Below are 13,525 nucleotides of genomic sequence, written 5' to 3' on the forward strand. Positions count from 1 at the left end.
TTGCGGGGGCGGCAAGGCCCCTGGGGCCGACGTAAGCAGAGGGCCGCCAAGCATTCGCGTTTCGCGATACGGGAACTACGGCCCGCTCCGCAAGGATTGCGTCCGACGGCCCCAGGGGCCTTGCCGCCCCCGCCCCGCCGCGACACCCACGAACGCCAGCTTTTGCTATGTTCATGGGCATATGAACCGTGGAGCGCCCCTATGAACGCAACCCATCGCGCGCCACAGGCGACTCCTGGCCGGCGGATCGCCGTGCTTGAAGACGACGCCACGCTCCGTGAAGAGGTGATTGCCGCCGGGCTCAGGGATTTTGGCTTTGATGTGTTCACGGCCGGCAGTGCCGCCGAGCTGTACCGGGGGATGATCCACCATGCCTTCGACATCGCCGTCCTCGACATCGGGCTGCCGGACGAAGACGGGCTCACCGTCGCCCGGCACCTACGCCAGATGGGCGACATGGGCATCGTGATGCTCACCGGCTCCAATGCGCGCCGTAACCACCTGGATGCGCTTCAGCTGGGTGCGGATGCCTTCCTGGCCAAGCCGGTGGACGTCGATATCCTGGCGGGCACGCTGCACGCGCTGGGCCGCCGCCTGCGACAGGGGCCGGTGCCTGCCGAGGCGGCGGCGATCAACTGGCGGCTGGATGCGGAGGGCTGGTGCCTGATGGCGCCGAACGGGACGGTGCTGGCATTGACGGCACCGGAGCGGGCCCTGGTGCAGACGCTAGTGGATGCGCAGGGTCAGCCGGTGAGCCGGGAGACGCTGATCGCTGCGTTGTGCACGGACGTCTATGCGTTTGATCCGCATCGGCTGGACATGCTGGTGCATCGCCTGCGCCGGAAGGCGACGGATGCCGGGGCGGGCACCCTGCCCCTGCTGACCTCGCGCGGGTCAGGCTACCTTTTCGCTAACGCCTGATTGGGGCTGTCCTGACACCATCGGCAAACGCACGCCGATGCGCGTGCCGTTGCCGGGCGCGCTGTCGACCCACACCGAACCACCCGCGGCGACGACGGTGTCGCGCAGCGTCGCAAGCCCAAGGCCGGTGCCACGGCCAGCGGGCTTGGTGGTGAAGAAGGGATCGAACGCGCGGTCGCGTACGTCCGTTGCCATGCCGCAACCGTCGTCGACCATGCACAGCTCGACCTCGTCACCACGGCAGCGCAGCACCACGTCGAACGCGCCACCGGTGGGCATGGCATCGCGCGCATTGGCTGCCACGTTCAACAGCATCAGTTCGAACTGCGCACGGTCCATGGCTACCGTGGCGGGGCATCCCTGGGCGTCGATGCGCACGCGCACCGTGCCGTCGAAGATCTGCCGAAGCATCGGCGCGACATCGCGCAGCGCGTCGCCGGCGTCGAAGTGCTCGCACTGGATCACGCGTTTTCCCGAGAAATCCAGCAGTTTCCGGCTGATCGACAGCGCGCGCCGCGCGGCAACCTCGACGCCTTCCATCGACGCGAGCAAGGCATCGGTGCCCTTGTCCGCATCGCGCTCGCGGCGTTTTGCGTAGCCGAGCACCACGTTCAGCACGTTGTCGAAATCGTGCGCCACGCCTGACGCAAGGTGCCCCGCGGCTTCCATCTTCTGCGCGTGCACAAGCTGCGACTGCGCGCGTTCCCGCTCGGCCATTTCGGCCTGCAACAAGGTATTGCTGCGGGCGAGTTCCGCACCGCGCGCGTTGGATTCGGCGAGGCTGTCGCGCAGCGCGGCGATGGTGCGGTCAAGGACGATGGCGACCACGGCGTAACTCATCGCCATCGATACCTTGCGCCCCACCTGCCAGTCGATCGCGCCGTGCGGCCATTGCTGGAGGACATCGCCCAGCGTGCCGAGGCAGAACACGCCCATCAAGGCGGCATAGATCGTCCACAGCGAACGACGGCCGAGCATCAGGCCGCCCATGCCAAGCATCAGCAGCGGGAACGGATCGTTGGAGAGGCGCTCGAGGCCGATGCTGGCGTACGCGAAGGCTGCGCAACCAAGCATCACGCCGAGATAGAGAATCACGCCGCGACGAAACTGGCCGCGCCGGATGAGGATCAAGCCTGCCCATGCCGCTGCCGTCATCACCACGTCGGTGATCATGTCGGCGACAAGACCCGGCGCCGAGAGACTCGCGCGGAACGACGCGAAATACAGATGCACGATCTTGTTGAGCGGCATCAGCACGCCCATCGCCAGCAGGATGGCCTGGACCAGGGGCGCGTTGCGACGCTCCACCGGATCGGCAACGGGAACCCCTTCGAGCCAGGCCCGAATTTTCAACCACAACCGCTTCACCACGCGGATCTCCCCGGGCGCGTTGATATGCCACGCACGTGGGCCATCCCTCCCCCGTGAGCTTTCGAAAGATTACGCAACTTTCGCAAGGACGCGCAAGCAACCGTGCGTGACTTCCACCCCACGCAAGGCGAATCCTTGGCGGGTCGACATCATCGACCGGACAGATGGACGTCCAAATGCGCCGCACCCGGGCAGGGGCCGTGGCTGGGGAAACACACGCTTGCGCGGGCCAGGTGCCGCCCGGCCGCGCCGTTCCACCATCGGGGAGTGTTTAAACATGAGCCACAGCAAGAACTGGAGCCACGCGCTCCAGCGGATGGTTATTGCCCGCCGCGGCCTCAGCGCCGCCGTCCTCCTGGCCCTCGCGGCCACGCCGCATGCCGCGAGCGCCACCACGGCTTACCTGACGCCGGTGCCCTGGATGCAGGCCCTGGCCGCCGACGTGGATACCGGCGACAGCGACGGTGACGGCGCGATCGCGGTGGGTACCAACAGCGGCGCCTATGGCACGCAAGCCACGGCGGCGGGTGACCAGGCGTACGCCATGGGTGAATACGCCAGCGCCTTCGGTGGCAGCAGCTTCGCGCTGGCTGACGGCGCCACGGCGCTCGGCAATGGCGCGGGCGCGGTGGGCACCTACAGCACGGCCACCGGTTACGCCGCCCTCGCCCAGGGCGCGAATAGTACGGCCTACGGCGTGAATGCCCAGGCCGTGGGCGATGAGGCCGTCGCGGTGGGCGACCTGGCCTGGGCCGACCAGAGCGGCACCGCCGTGGGCGCGGGCAGCATGGCGAACGGTGGAGCCACCGCCGTCGGCATCAACGCCGTCAGCAACGCCTCGAACGGCGTGGCGGTGGGTGCCAACGCCACGGCGAACGGTGCCCTCAGCACCGCCGTAGGCAGCGCGGCGCAGACCGACGGCCCCTTCTCGGTGGCGCTCGGCGGCTTCTCCCTCGCGGGCGCCTGGCAGGCCACCGCCGTCGGCACCGGTTCCTACGCCAAGGCATGGGAAAGCACCGCCGTGGGCGCGAGCGCATCGGCGACGGGCGGCTACGCCGTCGCGGTCGGCGCGGAATCCAGCGCCGCCGGCCAGGGTGGCGTCGCCGTCGGCAGCGTCGGTGGTTTCTTCGGTGGTGGCGCGAGCGCGTACGGCGATCACAGCACGGCGGTGGGCGCGAGCGCCTATGGTGGCGGTGTCAATGCCAGCGCCTTTGGCATGAACTCGCTGGCCGGCACGGATACGAGCAGCGTCACCACGGGCATGTACACCACCGCCATCGGTTCCGAAGCGTGGGCGACGGAAGACGGCGCCAGCGTACTCGGCTACAACAGCTACGCGCAGGCCACCAACACCACGGTGCTGGGCTCCAACGCGTGGTCGACCAAGGACGCCACCAACAGCGTCGCGCTCGGCAGCGGCTCGTATGCGGACCGCGCAGATGCCGTGTCCGTGGGTGCTTCCGCCGCGTGGACCGACTCCGCCGGCACGGTGCACGACGCTATTTCACGGCAGATCACCAACGTCGCGGCAGGCACCGAAGCCACCGACGCGGTGAACAAGGCCCAGCTCGATGCCGTCATCGCCGGCAGCGGCGACATGGGTGGTGCCATGGCCGCGGTGCTCGGCGGCGGCGCCGGCTTCGGCCCATCCGGCTTCGTCGCGCCGGTGTTCCAGGTGCAGGGCAGTAACTACGGTACCGTTGCCGACGCGTTCGGTGCGCTCGATGGTGCACTCACCGGCTTGTCCAACCGCGTGGAAGGCATGGCCGTCGGCAACGTCACGACGGGCAGCGGCAACGGTCTCGCGATTGGCTCAGGGAGCGTGGCGACCGATAGCAACGACACGGCCGTGGGCAACGGTGCGCATGTCGGCGCCGCCAACAGCGTCGCCCTGGGCGACGGTTCCGTCGCCAACCGCGCGAATACCGTTTCCGTCGGCAGCGCCGGCAACGAGCGCCAGGTGACCAACGTGGCCGCGGGCACGGCGGATACCGATGCCGCGAACGTGGGCCAGCTGCACGACGCCGTGGTCACGGCACAGAACTACGCCGACGCGGGCGACGTGAAGACGCTGGGTGACGCCAAGGCCTATGCCGACGCGAAGCTCGCGAATGCCGTGTCGCGCACGGACTTCGACGCCTACCGCAGCCAGGTCAACGACCAGTTCCATGCGGTGAACACGCGACTGGATCGTGTCGGCGCCATGGGCACGGCGATGGCGGGCATGGCCGGTGCCATCGCTGGCGCCGCCGGGACACCGAACCGCGTGAGCGCCGCTGTCGGTGGATACCACGGCCAGGGTGCTGTCGCCGTCGGCTACACCACGCGTCTGTCCGACACCAGCAGCCTGCTCGTCGGCGGCTCACTGGCCGGTGGCGGTGAATCCAGCGGCACCGTCGGCGTCAGCTTCGGCTGGTGATCCACGCATCCCTTCCTTCGAGGAACCTACGCATGACCACCCGTTTCTCCCGCGCGGCCCTTGCTGCCGCGCTGCTCCTCGCCCTGCCCGCGGCCCACGCCGCGGATGCCCTCTCGGCGAAGGTCAACGCGACCACGCTGAAAGCGGACACGCGCGCGGATCGCTTCATCATCACCTACCGTGCGGGCAGCGCGGAGCGCAGCAACGCCACGGCCGCCGTGAACGGCGTCGCGTCAGCGGTGACGCGTGCCGGCCTCAACGGCAAGACGCGTGGCGCCGCGCTGGCCACGACTTACCAGCGCAAGCTCGGCATCGGCGCGGATCTCGTCCGCGTCTCGCGCAAGCTCAGCGCCAGCGAGGCGACCACGCTGATGAACCAGCTCGCCGCCAACCCGGCCGTGCTGCGCGTCGAGCCGGACGTCCTGATGCATCCCTTCGTCGACGACCCGGTGATACCGAACGATCCGAAGTTCGCCACCTGGCAGTGGGACATGCGCGATGGCGATGGCACATATGAAACCATCGGCAACGACACCACGGCCTATGCCAACCTCGGCGGGGCCAACGTGGCCCGCGCGTGGAACCTGGCCGATGGCCAGGGCGTGACGGTTGCCGTGCTCGATACCGGCATCACCCACCACTCCGACCTCGACCTGAGCCTCGCCGACCTCGGCTACGACTTCATCACCGATGCGTTCGTTTCCGGTCGCAGCACGGACGGCCGAGTGTCGGGCGGCTGGGACCTGGGGGACTGGACGACGGACGCGAAGTACACCGACCCGTCGACCGGCTGCGTCGACCCCTCCGCGGCGGAAGACAGCAGCTGGCACGGCACGCATGTGTCCGGCACGATCGCCGAGCTGACCAACAACGGCATCGGCACGGCCGGCGTGGCACACAACGCACGCGTCCTTCCGGTTCGCGTGCTGGGCCACTGCGGCGGCTATACCTCCGATATCGCCGACGGCATCACCTGGGCCTCCGGCGGCCACGTGGATGGCGTGCCCGACAATGCCACGCCCGTGCAGGTCATCAGCATGAGCCTCGGCGGACAGGGCGCATGTGCCGCCACCGATGTCACGGGGCAGGCCATCGCGGGCGCGCTGTCGCGTGGCGTCACCGTCGTGGTCGCGGCGGGCAATGAAAACCAGCCCGTCGCCAACGTCACGCCGGCCAGCTGCCCGGGTGTCATCGCCGTGGGCGCGAACGGCATCTCTGGCAAGCGGGCGTTCTACTCGAATTACGGCAGTGGCGTGAGCATCGCGGCACCGGGTGGCGGCGTGTTTGCCGACGATGCCTCCTACGGCCAGCAGGTGTACGCCGGCGTGGTGTGGTCGGCCGGCAACCTGGGTGCGCATGAGCCCGAGGGCGAAGGCTACATCGGCATGGCCGGCACCTCGCAGGCCACGCCGCACGTCGCCGGCACGGTGGCGCTCATCGCCTCCGCGCGCCAGGCCCTCGCCCTTCCCGCGCTGAAACCGCAGCAGGTGCGCAGCGTCCTCGTCAGCACCGCCCGCGCTTTCCCGGGCAAGCCCGACCAGCCGATCGGCGGCGGCATCCTCGACGCCTACGCCGCCGTGGTGAAGGCGATGGATCCGGCCACCGGCACCGTCACCGCCGAGCAGCTGATCAACGGCACGGCCGTGCCGGGCCTCGTCGGCTATGCCGGCGACAGCCTGCTGTTTGCGATCGATGTCCCGGCGGGTGCGCGTGGCCTCAGCCTGCGCAGCTACGGCGGCACGGGGGATGTCAGCCTGTTCGTGAAGCGCGGCGCGGTACCTGCCGCGGATGGCAGCGATGCCGACTTCCGTTCGGTGAAGCCGGGCAATAGCGAAACCGTCGTCCAGGCCGTGCCCACGGCGGGCACCTGGTACGTGCGCGTGGTGAGCGTGCAGGATTTCGCCAACCTCACCGTGTTGGGCGGCTTTATCGCGCCGTGATGGAAGCGAAGCCGGGCCTGTTCGAAGGGCCCGGCTTCATGTCAGGCGAAGTCCGCCGGTGTCAGCGGCTGCATCCCATGCTTCACCCGCGCCTTGTCGCACTGCGGGCTGGGCGTGCCGTCTTCCCACGCAGGCTTCAGTTCATGGCACGGCGACGGGCGAACCTCATACACGCCGCAATGCGCGGCCACGCCCACCTCACCCACCAGCGACTTACAGCGCGGCTGGTAAGCGTTCGTGCCGTGCATGTTCACCCGGTGTGGATCCAGGTGTTCGGTCAACGCGGCCGGCGTGATCCCGCCGGCCACATCGGTTTCCAGCCAGTGAAAGGCGACGCGGAACGTCGCGCAGCATGCGCCGCAGCGCAGGCAAGGGTGTGTCATACGTCAGATCGAACCTGAAAAAGTGTTGCACTTGCCAATGTCACCGGAGTCGAAGCCGGCCTTGAACCAATGCACGCGCTGCGCGGACGTGCCGTGGGTAAACGAATCCGGCACCACGCGGCCCTGCGCCTGCTCCTGCAATGCGTCGTCGCCAATCGCCGTCGCCGCATTCATCGCCGACTCGATATCGCCGGCCTGCAACCAGTGCTGCCGCTGCTGCGAGTGGTTGGCCCACACGCCGGCGAAGCAATCGGCCTGCAGCTCCTGGCGCACCGAAAGGCCGTTCGCGCCTTCCATGCGCGCACCACGCCGGCGCGCCTCGTTGACCTTGGCGAACACGCCGACGAGGTTCTGCACGTGGTGGCCCACTTCGTGCGCGATCACATAGGCGCGGGCGAAGTCACCGGATTCGTGGAACTGTTGCTGCATCTGCTGGAAGAAGCCGAGATCCAGGTAGACGCGCTGGTCGCCCGGGCAATAGAACGGGCCCACCGCCGACGAGGCCGAACCGCAGGCCGTGCGCACGCCGTTGCGGAACAGCACCAGCTTGGGCTGGGTGTATTCCTGGCCATTGGCCGCGAAGATCTCGCCCCAGGTGTCTTCCGTCTCGCCGAGGATGGCGCGGACGAAGTCCACCTGCGGGTCGTTGGCCGCGGCGGGCCGCGCGGGCTGTGTCTGTCGCTGTTGCGCCTGGGGTGGCGCGCCGGCCCCATCCTGGCTCAGCAGGGCCGTCGGGTCCTTGTAGAACACCAGGCCCAGGATCGCGAGCAGGATGATGCCGCCGATACCCAGTCCCCGGCCGCCACCAAACGAGGGGCCGCCACCGCCGCCGCTGTCGCCGGCGTCTTCCACGTTGTCGCTTCTACGGCCTTTGTCCCAGAGCATGGCGCCCTCCTTTCCCTTCCCGCGTGTCCCGGCCGAGACACCGTCGGCATGATCGCACGGACGGTTGCCGGTAAACTCCGGGGTTTGCGTCGTCCCCCGGATCGTTTCATGAATAGTCAGCTCCCCGCCGTCGTCACCCTGCTCACCCTGCTCCTGATGTTTTTCACGGTTTACAGCGTGGGTCGGGCCCGGAGCCGCTACGGCATCAAGGCGCCGGCCATTTCCGGCGATCCGGCCTTCGAGCGGGCCTGGCGGGTGCAGATGAACACGCTGGAGAACGCCGTGATGTTCATCCCGGCCCTGTGGCTGGCGGCCCAGTACGTGGATCCGCTGTGGGCGGGTATCGCCGGCCTGGTCTGGCTCGCTGGCCGCATCTGGTACGCCGTCTCCTACCTGCGCGATGCCTCGCGCCGCGGCCCGGGCTACCTGGTATCGATGCTGGCCTGGGGCGTGCTGATGCTGATGGCCGCCGGCGGGATCGGCATGGCCATCATGGAGAACAACGCGGCGCCCGCGGAGGACGCCGCGCAGCAGGGTTAATCCTCTTCGGGCGGGAGCTCGGCCACGCGCACGCGCTGGATCCGGGCGCCGTCCATCGCGGTGACCTCAAAGGCCAGGCGCTCGCTCTCGAACGTGTCGCCCACGCCAGGCAGACGGCCCAGCCGCTGCAGCACGAAGCCGGCCAGGGTGGCGAAGTTGCCATCGCTGGCGCCGGGCAGGCGGTGGCCGAGCAGGTGTTCCACCCGGCGCACGTCCAGGCTGGCGTCCAGCAGCCACGCGCCGTCCGGCTCGCTGACCGCCGACGGGTCACCCTCCCCGCTCTCGTGCGGGAATTCACCGGCGATGGCTTCCAGCACGTCGGCCGGCGTGACCAGGCCGAGGATGCTGCCGTACTCATCGACCACCAGGGCCACCTGCAGCGGCGCACGGCGGAATTCGTCGATCAGGCGCAGGACGCTGAGCGACGCCAGCACCGTGATCGGCTTGCGCACCGCGGTTTCGGTGACCAGGCGGCCGTGCTCGGTGAGGCTGGCCAGGAGGTCGCGGGACGAGGTGACGCCGATCAGCTCATCAAGGTCGCCGTTGGCCACCAGCATCCAGTGATGCGATGACTCGCGCGCTTCGCTAAGCAGGTTCGGCAAGTCGTCCGACGGATCGACCCAGACGATCTCGGTGCGCGGGGTCATGATCGAGCGGACCGGGCGCTGCGACAGGTCGAGCACGCCCTGGACCATTTCCAGCTCGTCGCGGCCGAACACGGCGGGATCGGTGGGAGTGGTATCGGGCGCCTTCTTGCCCTCGCCTTCCTCGTCCACCGTGCCGCCAAGCAGGCGCAGCACGGCCTTCGCGGTGCGGTCGCGCATGATCCGGCCGCCCAGCAGCAACGAGCGGCGGCGGTTGCGGCGCATCGTCTGGTTGAACACCTCGATCATGATCGAGAAGCCGATCGCGGCGTACAGGTAACCCTTGGGGATGTGGAAGCCGAAGCCTTCGGCGATGAGGCTGAAGCCGATCATCAGCAGGAAGGACAGGCACAGGATGATCACCGTCGGCCGCGCGTTGACGAACGCGGTGAGCGGCTTGCTCGCGGTGATCATCAGGGCCATGGCGACGACCACGCCGACCATCATGATCGACAGGTGGTCGACCATGCCGACGGCCGTGATCACCGAATCGAGCGAGAACACCGCATCGAGGATGACGATCTGCGCCACGGTGAGCCAGAAACTGACCCGGCGCTGCGCCTTGCCGTCATGCTCGTCGCCCGCCTCGAGCCGCTCGTGCAGCTCCAGCGTGGCCTTGAACAACAGGAAGGCACCGCCGACCAGCAGGATGATGTCGCGCCAGGACAGGGCGAACCCGTTCCACTGGAACAGCGGCTGGGTCAGCGTGACCAGCCAGGACATGGCGGCCAGCAGGCACAGGCGCATCACCAGCGCGAGGCCAAGGCCCATCAGCCGCGCGTGGTCGCGCTGCCGGGCGGGCAGTTTGTCGGCGAGGATCGCGACAAACACCAGGTTGTCGATACCGAGGACGATCTCCAGCACGATCAGCGTGAGAAGACCCGCCCAGGCCGAAGGGTCGGCTAGCCAGTCGAATGCGAACATGGGTCGGCGCCGGGGGCGCCACCTTTCCTCCTGTCAGGGACGGGTAACTATACAGGCCCTTTGTGAAAGCCTGTGCCGGAAGCCGCGTTGCGCCGGTGGAACCCCCTCCGCTACGGTGGTGCATGCCCGACGAACACGCCCTTCCGCCCCTCCCCGCCCATAGCCTGCCTGCCGGCCCGTCCCGACGCCCCGGCCCGGGCTGGGGCGAGACAATTCTCATACTGGTCGCGTATTTCGCGCTTCAGTTCGCCCTGGGCGGTGCGCTGGCGCTGCTCTCGCAGACGCTGGCGAAGGCGTTCCCGGACGTGGTGCCGGGCGCGGCGGACCGGCTGGTGGCGGTGGTGATCCTGACCCTGGCCGGCGCGGCCGCCATCACCCTGGCCCTGGTGGCCAAACGCTGGGGGCCCCTGCTCCGCGACGGCGGCCCGGGTGGCATCGGCTTCACCGAGCCCACCGGCGGCCAGATCCTGTTCGGCGCGCTGATGGGCATCGTGGCACCCGTCGCCGGCGGGCTGCTGACCCAGATGCTGGCCGGGGACCACCCCGTGAGCCAGTCCGTCAGCGAGCTGGCCGACAACGCCCACATCGCCATGCGCATCGCCCTGCTGCCCGTCGCCGTGCTGGTCGGCCCGCTGGTCGAGGAGGTGCTGTTCCGTGGCGCCCTGCTCGCGGTGCTGCGCACCCGGCTGGGCGACGGCTGGGGCATCGCCATCTCCGCCGTCATCTTCGGGGTGATCCACCTGCCGGACCTGGGCGGGGTCTGGTACGCCGTGCCAAACCTGATCCTGGTTGGCGCCTTCTGCGCGTGGCTGCGCGTACGCACCCGCTCCCTCTGGCCCGGCTTTGTCTGCCACGCCGCCAACAATTCGCTGGCGACGCTGGCCTGGTTTAGCTAGAGGCGCTCCAGCGAGGCCACGCTGCGCGCCAGCCGGGGGCTGGCGTAACACTGCGAGCCGACCGGAATCAGCCCCACCTCGTCGAACTGGCTGCGGTACCAGCTGGCGGAGCGATTGAAGAAGCCCTCGCGGTCGCCGCCGGGGTCGTCCTCGCGGGTGTACACCTCGAGGAACGCCAGGCCCTCGGCCATCTCGCCGATCCCGGTCAGCCCGGCACGGATCTCGGCGGGCTTCAGGTAGTGCAGCACGTCGGTGCAGACGATCAGGTCGAAGCGGGTGTCGAAGCGCAGCTCGGCCAGCTGGCCGAACCGGGCGTAACCGATGTTGCGCGAGCGCCCATAGCGCATCACCGCGTATTCGCTGGCCTCGAGGCCACGGTATTCGATGCCGGGGCGCAGCCGGCGCAGCACGGCCCGCCAGGGGGCCTCGCCACAGCCGATGTCGAGCACGTTGCGGACGGGGCGTCCAAGATAGAACTCGGCCTGGCCCAGCACCATGGCGACCTTGCGGGTGAGTTCCGCAGGGGAGCGCACGGCATGGCCCGCACTGCGGTACCACTTGTCGAAGTAGGCCTGGTCGTAAGTCTTGGGCATGGCGCGCGTCCCACCGGAAACGCCCATGGTAGCGGGCGTACACCTTCAGCACACGCCCGCCGACGCATCGTTGACCCATCGCAACAGGAGAGTCCCATGCCCCGCATCCAGCTTCGCATCACCGGCGACCGCGACGTGTTTGATGACGTGATCAACGCGATCCACGGCCTGGACCGGATCGAATACGTGGAAGAGATCGACGATTTCGGCAGCGATATCCGTGACGATTCCAGCTCCCTGGACCTGTCCGACGACGTCGCTTCACGGACGTATACGGTCGAGATCGAAGTGCCCAACGACAAGGTCGGCGAGCGGGTGCGTGAAGTGGCCGAAGAAACCGCCGGCACGCGCGAAGCAGCCATCGAATTCGTGTATCCGGACGAAAACGAGATCTGAACGGGTGCGGAAATGTGAACCGCCGCAAACCCCGGCGGTAAACCGCCTTCCATGCTGCTCCGTTTGAAGGTTATCGCGCTTCGAACGGAGACCCCGATGCGTTCAGCCCACGTGGCCTGCCTGGCCGCCCTGCTCTGCCTTCCCGCCGCGGCCAGCGCCGCGGACAAGCCGCTGACGCCCGAAGACGCCGCCTGGCTGGATCGGGTCACCTTTGGCGTGGACAGCGCCACGGTGGCCAGCTACCGCGACCTGGGTAGGCGCCGCTTTCTCGAAGCGCAGCTGCATCCGCGCACGGATGGCTTGCCGCAGGCGATCCAGGCACAGATCGCCGGCTTCGATGCCATGAAGACGCCGACCGCCACCTTGCTGGCGCAGATGCGCGACCAGTACCGCGACATCAAGGACATGCCCGACGGCGACGCCAAGCAGGAGGCGCGCAAGGCTATGCAAAAGCAGGGCAACCAGTATGCCCAGCAAGCCCAGGCCGCCGAACTCCTGCGCGCCATCTACGACGAGAACCAGCTTCGCGAACAGATGGTGTGGTTCTGGCTGAACCACTTCAGCGTGTTCCAGAACAAGGGGCGCGTGCGCTGGCTGGTGGGCGACTACGCACAGAACACGATTCGCCCCCATGCGCTGGGCAAGTTCCGCGACCTGGTGATGGCGACGCTGAAAAGCCCGGCCATGCTCGAGTACCTCGACAACGCGCAGAACGCGCGCGACAAGGTGAACGAGAACTACGCCCGCGAACTCATGGAGCTGCACACCCTTGGCGTGAACAGCGGTTACAGCCAGGGCGATGTGCAGAACCTGGCCCGCGTGCTCACCGGCGTGGGTGTGAATTTCGATGGCCAGCCGCGCAGGCTGCGCCCGGACATGCAGCCGTACTACCTGCAGGAAGGCGTGTTCGAGTTCAACCCGAACCGCCACGACTTCGGCGACAAGGTGCTGCTCGGCACGACGATCAAGGGCGGCGGCTTCGACGAAGTGGAAAAGGCGGTGGACCTGATCGTGCGCCAGCCGGCGTGCGCGACCTTCGTCTCCACCTCGCTGGCAAAATACTTTGTCGCCGACAATCCGCCGCCGTCGCTCATCGCGGCCATGGCGAAGACCTTCCGCCACACGGACGGCGATATCGCCGCGGTGATGGAAACGATGCTCACGTCGAAGGAGTTCACCGCGTCGCTGGGCAAGCGTTACAAGGATCCCACGCAGTTCCTCGTCTCGACGATGCGCCTGGCCTACGACGGCAAGCCCGTGCAGAATCCGCGTCCGCTGGTGAACTGGATCAACCAGCTCGGCCAGGCGCCGTTCGGGCGGATCACGCCGGATGGATGGCCGAGCACGGATTCGGAATGGTCCAGTTCGGGGCAGGTCGCCAAGCGCTTCGAGATCGCGCGCGCGATCGGCAGCGGCGCCAACCATCTGTTCGACCTGGACGACGACGGCACGCGTTCCGTGGGTGGCTTCCCGCAACTCACCACGCCGACCTACTACGCGACGATCGAACCGTCACTGGGCCCGAAGACCCGCAACGCACTCTCGCAAGCGACGTCGCAGCAGGAATGGAACACCTTCCTGCTCGCCTCGCCCGAATTCAACTATCGCTGAGG

General features: G+C 68.2%; 12 protein-coding genes. 7 read left to right on the plus strand and 5 right to left on the minus strand.

Going from position 1 to position 13,525, the window contains the following annotated elements; translation table 11 throughout:
- The first annotated feature begins 201 nt into the window (after positions 1-201).
- The gene (locus FIV34_RS14600) at positions 202-921 is read left to right on the plus strand and encodes a response regulator transcription factor (protein ID WP_139983968.1); all 720 of its coding nucleotides are present in this window, start codon (positions 202-204) and stop codon (positions 919-921) included.
- On the opposite strand, the gene FIV34_RS14605 is transcribed toward FIV34_RS14600, so the two are convergent.
- Positions 895-2,292, minus strand: coding sequence for a sensor histidine kinase (locus FIV34_RS14605; RefSeq protein WP_211352639.1), 1,398 nt, complete (start codon positions 2,290-2,292; stop codon positions 895-897). The genes FIV34_RS14600 and FIV34_RS14605 overlap by 27 nt on opposite strands.
- A gap of 277 nt (positions 2,293-2,569) precedes the next feature.
- On the opposite strand from FIV34_RS14605, the gene FIV34_RS14610 reads away from it, so the two are divergent.
- A complete protein-coding gene (locus FIV34_RS14610; RefSeq protein ID WP_170207633.1) occupies positions 2,570-4,711 on the plus strand; it encodes a YadA family autotransporter adhesin in 2,142 nt (713 codons plus the stop codon).
- Between the two features lie 32 nt (positions 4,712-4,743).
- Positions 4,744-6,651, plus strand: coding sequence for a S8 family serine peptidase (locus FIV34_RS14615; protein ID WP_139983975.1), 1,908 nt, complete (start codon positions 4,744-4,746; stop codon positions 6,649-6,651).
- Positions 6,652-6,692: 41 nt separating this feature from the next.
- Here FIV34_RS14615 and FIV34_RS14620 read toward each other — a convergent pair whose 3' ends face one another.
- Complete coding sequence (locus FIV34_RS14620; RefSeq protein WP_139983977.1) at positions 6,693-7,034, minus strand: YkgJ family cysteine cluster protein; 342 nt, start codon at positions 7,032-7,034, stop codon at positions 6,693-6,695.
- A gap of 3 nt (positions 7,035-7,037) precedes the next feature.
- The gene (ypfJ, locus tag FIV34_RS14625) at positions 7,038-7,919 is read right to left on the minus strand and encodes a KPN_02809 family neutral zinc metallopeptidase (RefSeq protein WP_139983979.1); all 882 of its coding nucleotides are present in this window, start codon (positions 7,917-7,919) and stop codon (positions 7,038-7,040) included.
- 108 nt (positions 7,920-8,027) lie between these two features.
- On the opposite strand from ypfJ, the gene FIV34_RS14630 reads away from it, so the two are divergent.
- A complete protein-coding gene (locus tag FIV34_RS14630) occupies positions 8,028-8,459 on the plus strand; it encodes an MAPEG family protein (RefSeq protein ID WP_139983981.1) in 432 nt (143 codons plus the stop codon).
- Here FIV34_RS14630 and FIV34_RS14635 read toward each other — a convergent pair.
- Positions 8,456-10,027 carry a hemolysin family protein gene (locus FIV34_RS14635; RefSeq protein ID WP_139983983.1) on the minus strand — a complete coding sequence of 524 codons (1,572 nt, stop codon included), beginning with the start codon at positions 10,025-10,027 and terminating at the stop codon, positions 8,456-8,458. The two genes, FIV34_RS14630 and FIV34_RS14635, sit on opposite strands and share 4 nt — an antisense overlap.
- Before the next feature lie 122 nt (positions 10,028-10,149).
- Here FIV34_RS14635 and FIV34_RS14640 point away from each other — a divergent pair, with 122 nt between their 5' ends.
- A complete protein-coding gene (locus tag FIV34_RS14640) occupies positions 10,150-10,923 on the plus strand; it encodes a CPBP family intramembrane glutamic endopeptidase (RefSeq protein WP_139983985.1) in 774 nt (257 codons plus the stop codon).
- Here the strand turns inward: FIV34_RS14640 and FIV34_RS14645 are convergent.
- A complete protein-coding gene (locus FIV34_RS14645) occupies positions 10,920-11,516 on the minus strand; it encodes a class I SAM-dependent DNA methyltransferase (RefSeq protein ID WP_139983991.1) in 597 nt (198 codons plus the stop codon). The genes FIV34_RS14640 and FIV34_RS14645 overlap by 4 nt on opposite strands.
- 96 nt (positions 11,517-11,612) lie before the next feature.
- On the opposite strand from FIV34_RS14645, the gene FIV34_RS14650 reads away from it, so the two are divergent.
- Together FIV34_RS14650 and FIV34_RS14655 are read left to right on the plus strand one after the other, a co-directional pair.
- The gene (locus tag FIV34_RS14650) at positions 11,613-11,912 is read left to right on the plus strand and encodes a hypothetical protein (protein ID WP_139983993.1); all 300 of its coding nucleotides are present in this window, start codon (positions 11,613-11,615) and stop codon (positions 11,910-11,912) included.
- A 96-nt stretch (positions 11,913-12,008) separates the two neighbouring features.
- Entirely contained in the window at positions 12,009-13,523 is a 1,515-nt protein-coding gene (locus FIV34_RS14655; RefSeq protein ID WP_139983995.1) for a DUF1800 domain-containing protein, read from the plus strand.
- Positions 13,524-13,525: the final 2 nt, after the last annotated feature.

It is taken from the genome of Luteibacter pinisoli, from assembly GCF_006385595.1.
GTDB lineage: Bacteria > Pseudomonadota > Gammaproteobacteria > Xanthomonadales > Rhodanobacteraceae > Luteibacter > Luteibacter pinisoli.

What these genes read in the sequence shown, in the direction of transcription:
- FIV34_RS14630 (WP_139983981.1), top strand. Translation starts at nt 8,028, where the DNA reads ATGAATAGTCAGCTCCCCGCCGTCGTCACCCTGCTCACCCTGCTCCTG.
- ypfJ (WP_139983979.1), bottom strand. Translation starts at nt 7,919, where the DNA reads ATGCTCTGGGACAAAGGCCGTAGAAGCGACAACGTGGAAGACGCCGGC.
- FIV34_RS14645 (WP_139983991.1), bottom strand. Translation starts at nt 11,516, where the DNA reads ATGCCCAAGACTTACGACCAGGCCTACTTCGACAAGTGGTACCGCAGT.
- FIV34_RS14610 (WP_170207633.1), top strand. Translation starts at nt 2,570, where the DNA reads ATGAGCCACAGCAAGAACTGGAGCCACGCGCTCCAGCGGATGGTTATT.
- FIV34_RS14620 (WP_139983977.1), bottom strand. Translation starts at nt 7,034, where the DNA reads ATGACACACCCTTGCCTGCGCTGCGGCGCATGCTGCGCGACGTTCCGC.
- FIV34_RS14615 (WP_139983975.1), top strand. Translation starts at nt 4,744, where the DNA reads ATGACCACCCGTTTCTCCCGCGCGGCCCTTGCTGCCGCGCTGCTCCTC.
- FIV34_RS14635 (WP_139983983.1), bottom strand. Translation starts at nt 10,027, where the DNA reads ATGTTCGCATTCGACTGGCTAGCCGACCCTTCGGCCTGGGCGGGTCTT.
- FIV34_RS14640 (WP_139983985.1), top strand. Translation starts at nt 10,150, where the DNA reads ATGCCCGACGAACACGCCCTTCCGCCCCTCCCCGCCCATAGCCTGCCT.
- FIV34_RS14600 (WP_139983968.1), top strand. Translation starts at nt 202, where the DNA reads ATGAACGCAACCCATCGCGCGCCACAGGCGACTCCTGGCCGGCGGATC.
- FIV34_RS14650 (WP_139983993.1), top strand. Translation starts at nt 11,613, where the DNA reads ATGCCCCGCATCCAGCTTCGCATCACCGGCGACCGCGACGTGTTTGAT.
- FIV34_RS14655 (WP_139983995.1), top strand. Translation starts at nt 12,009, where the DNA reads ATGCGTTCAGCCCACGTGGCCTGCCTGGCCGCCCTGCTCTGCCTTCCC.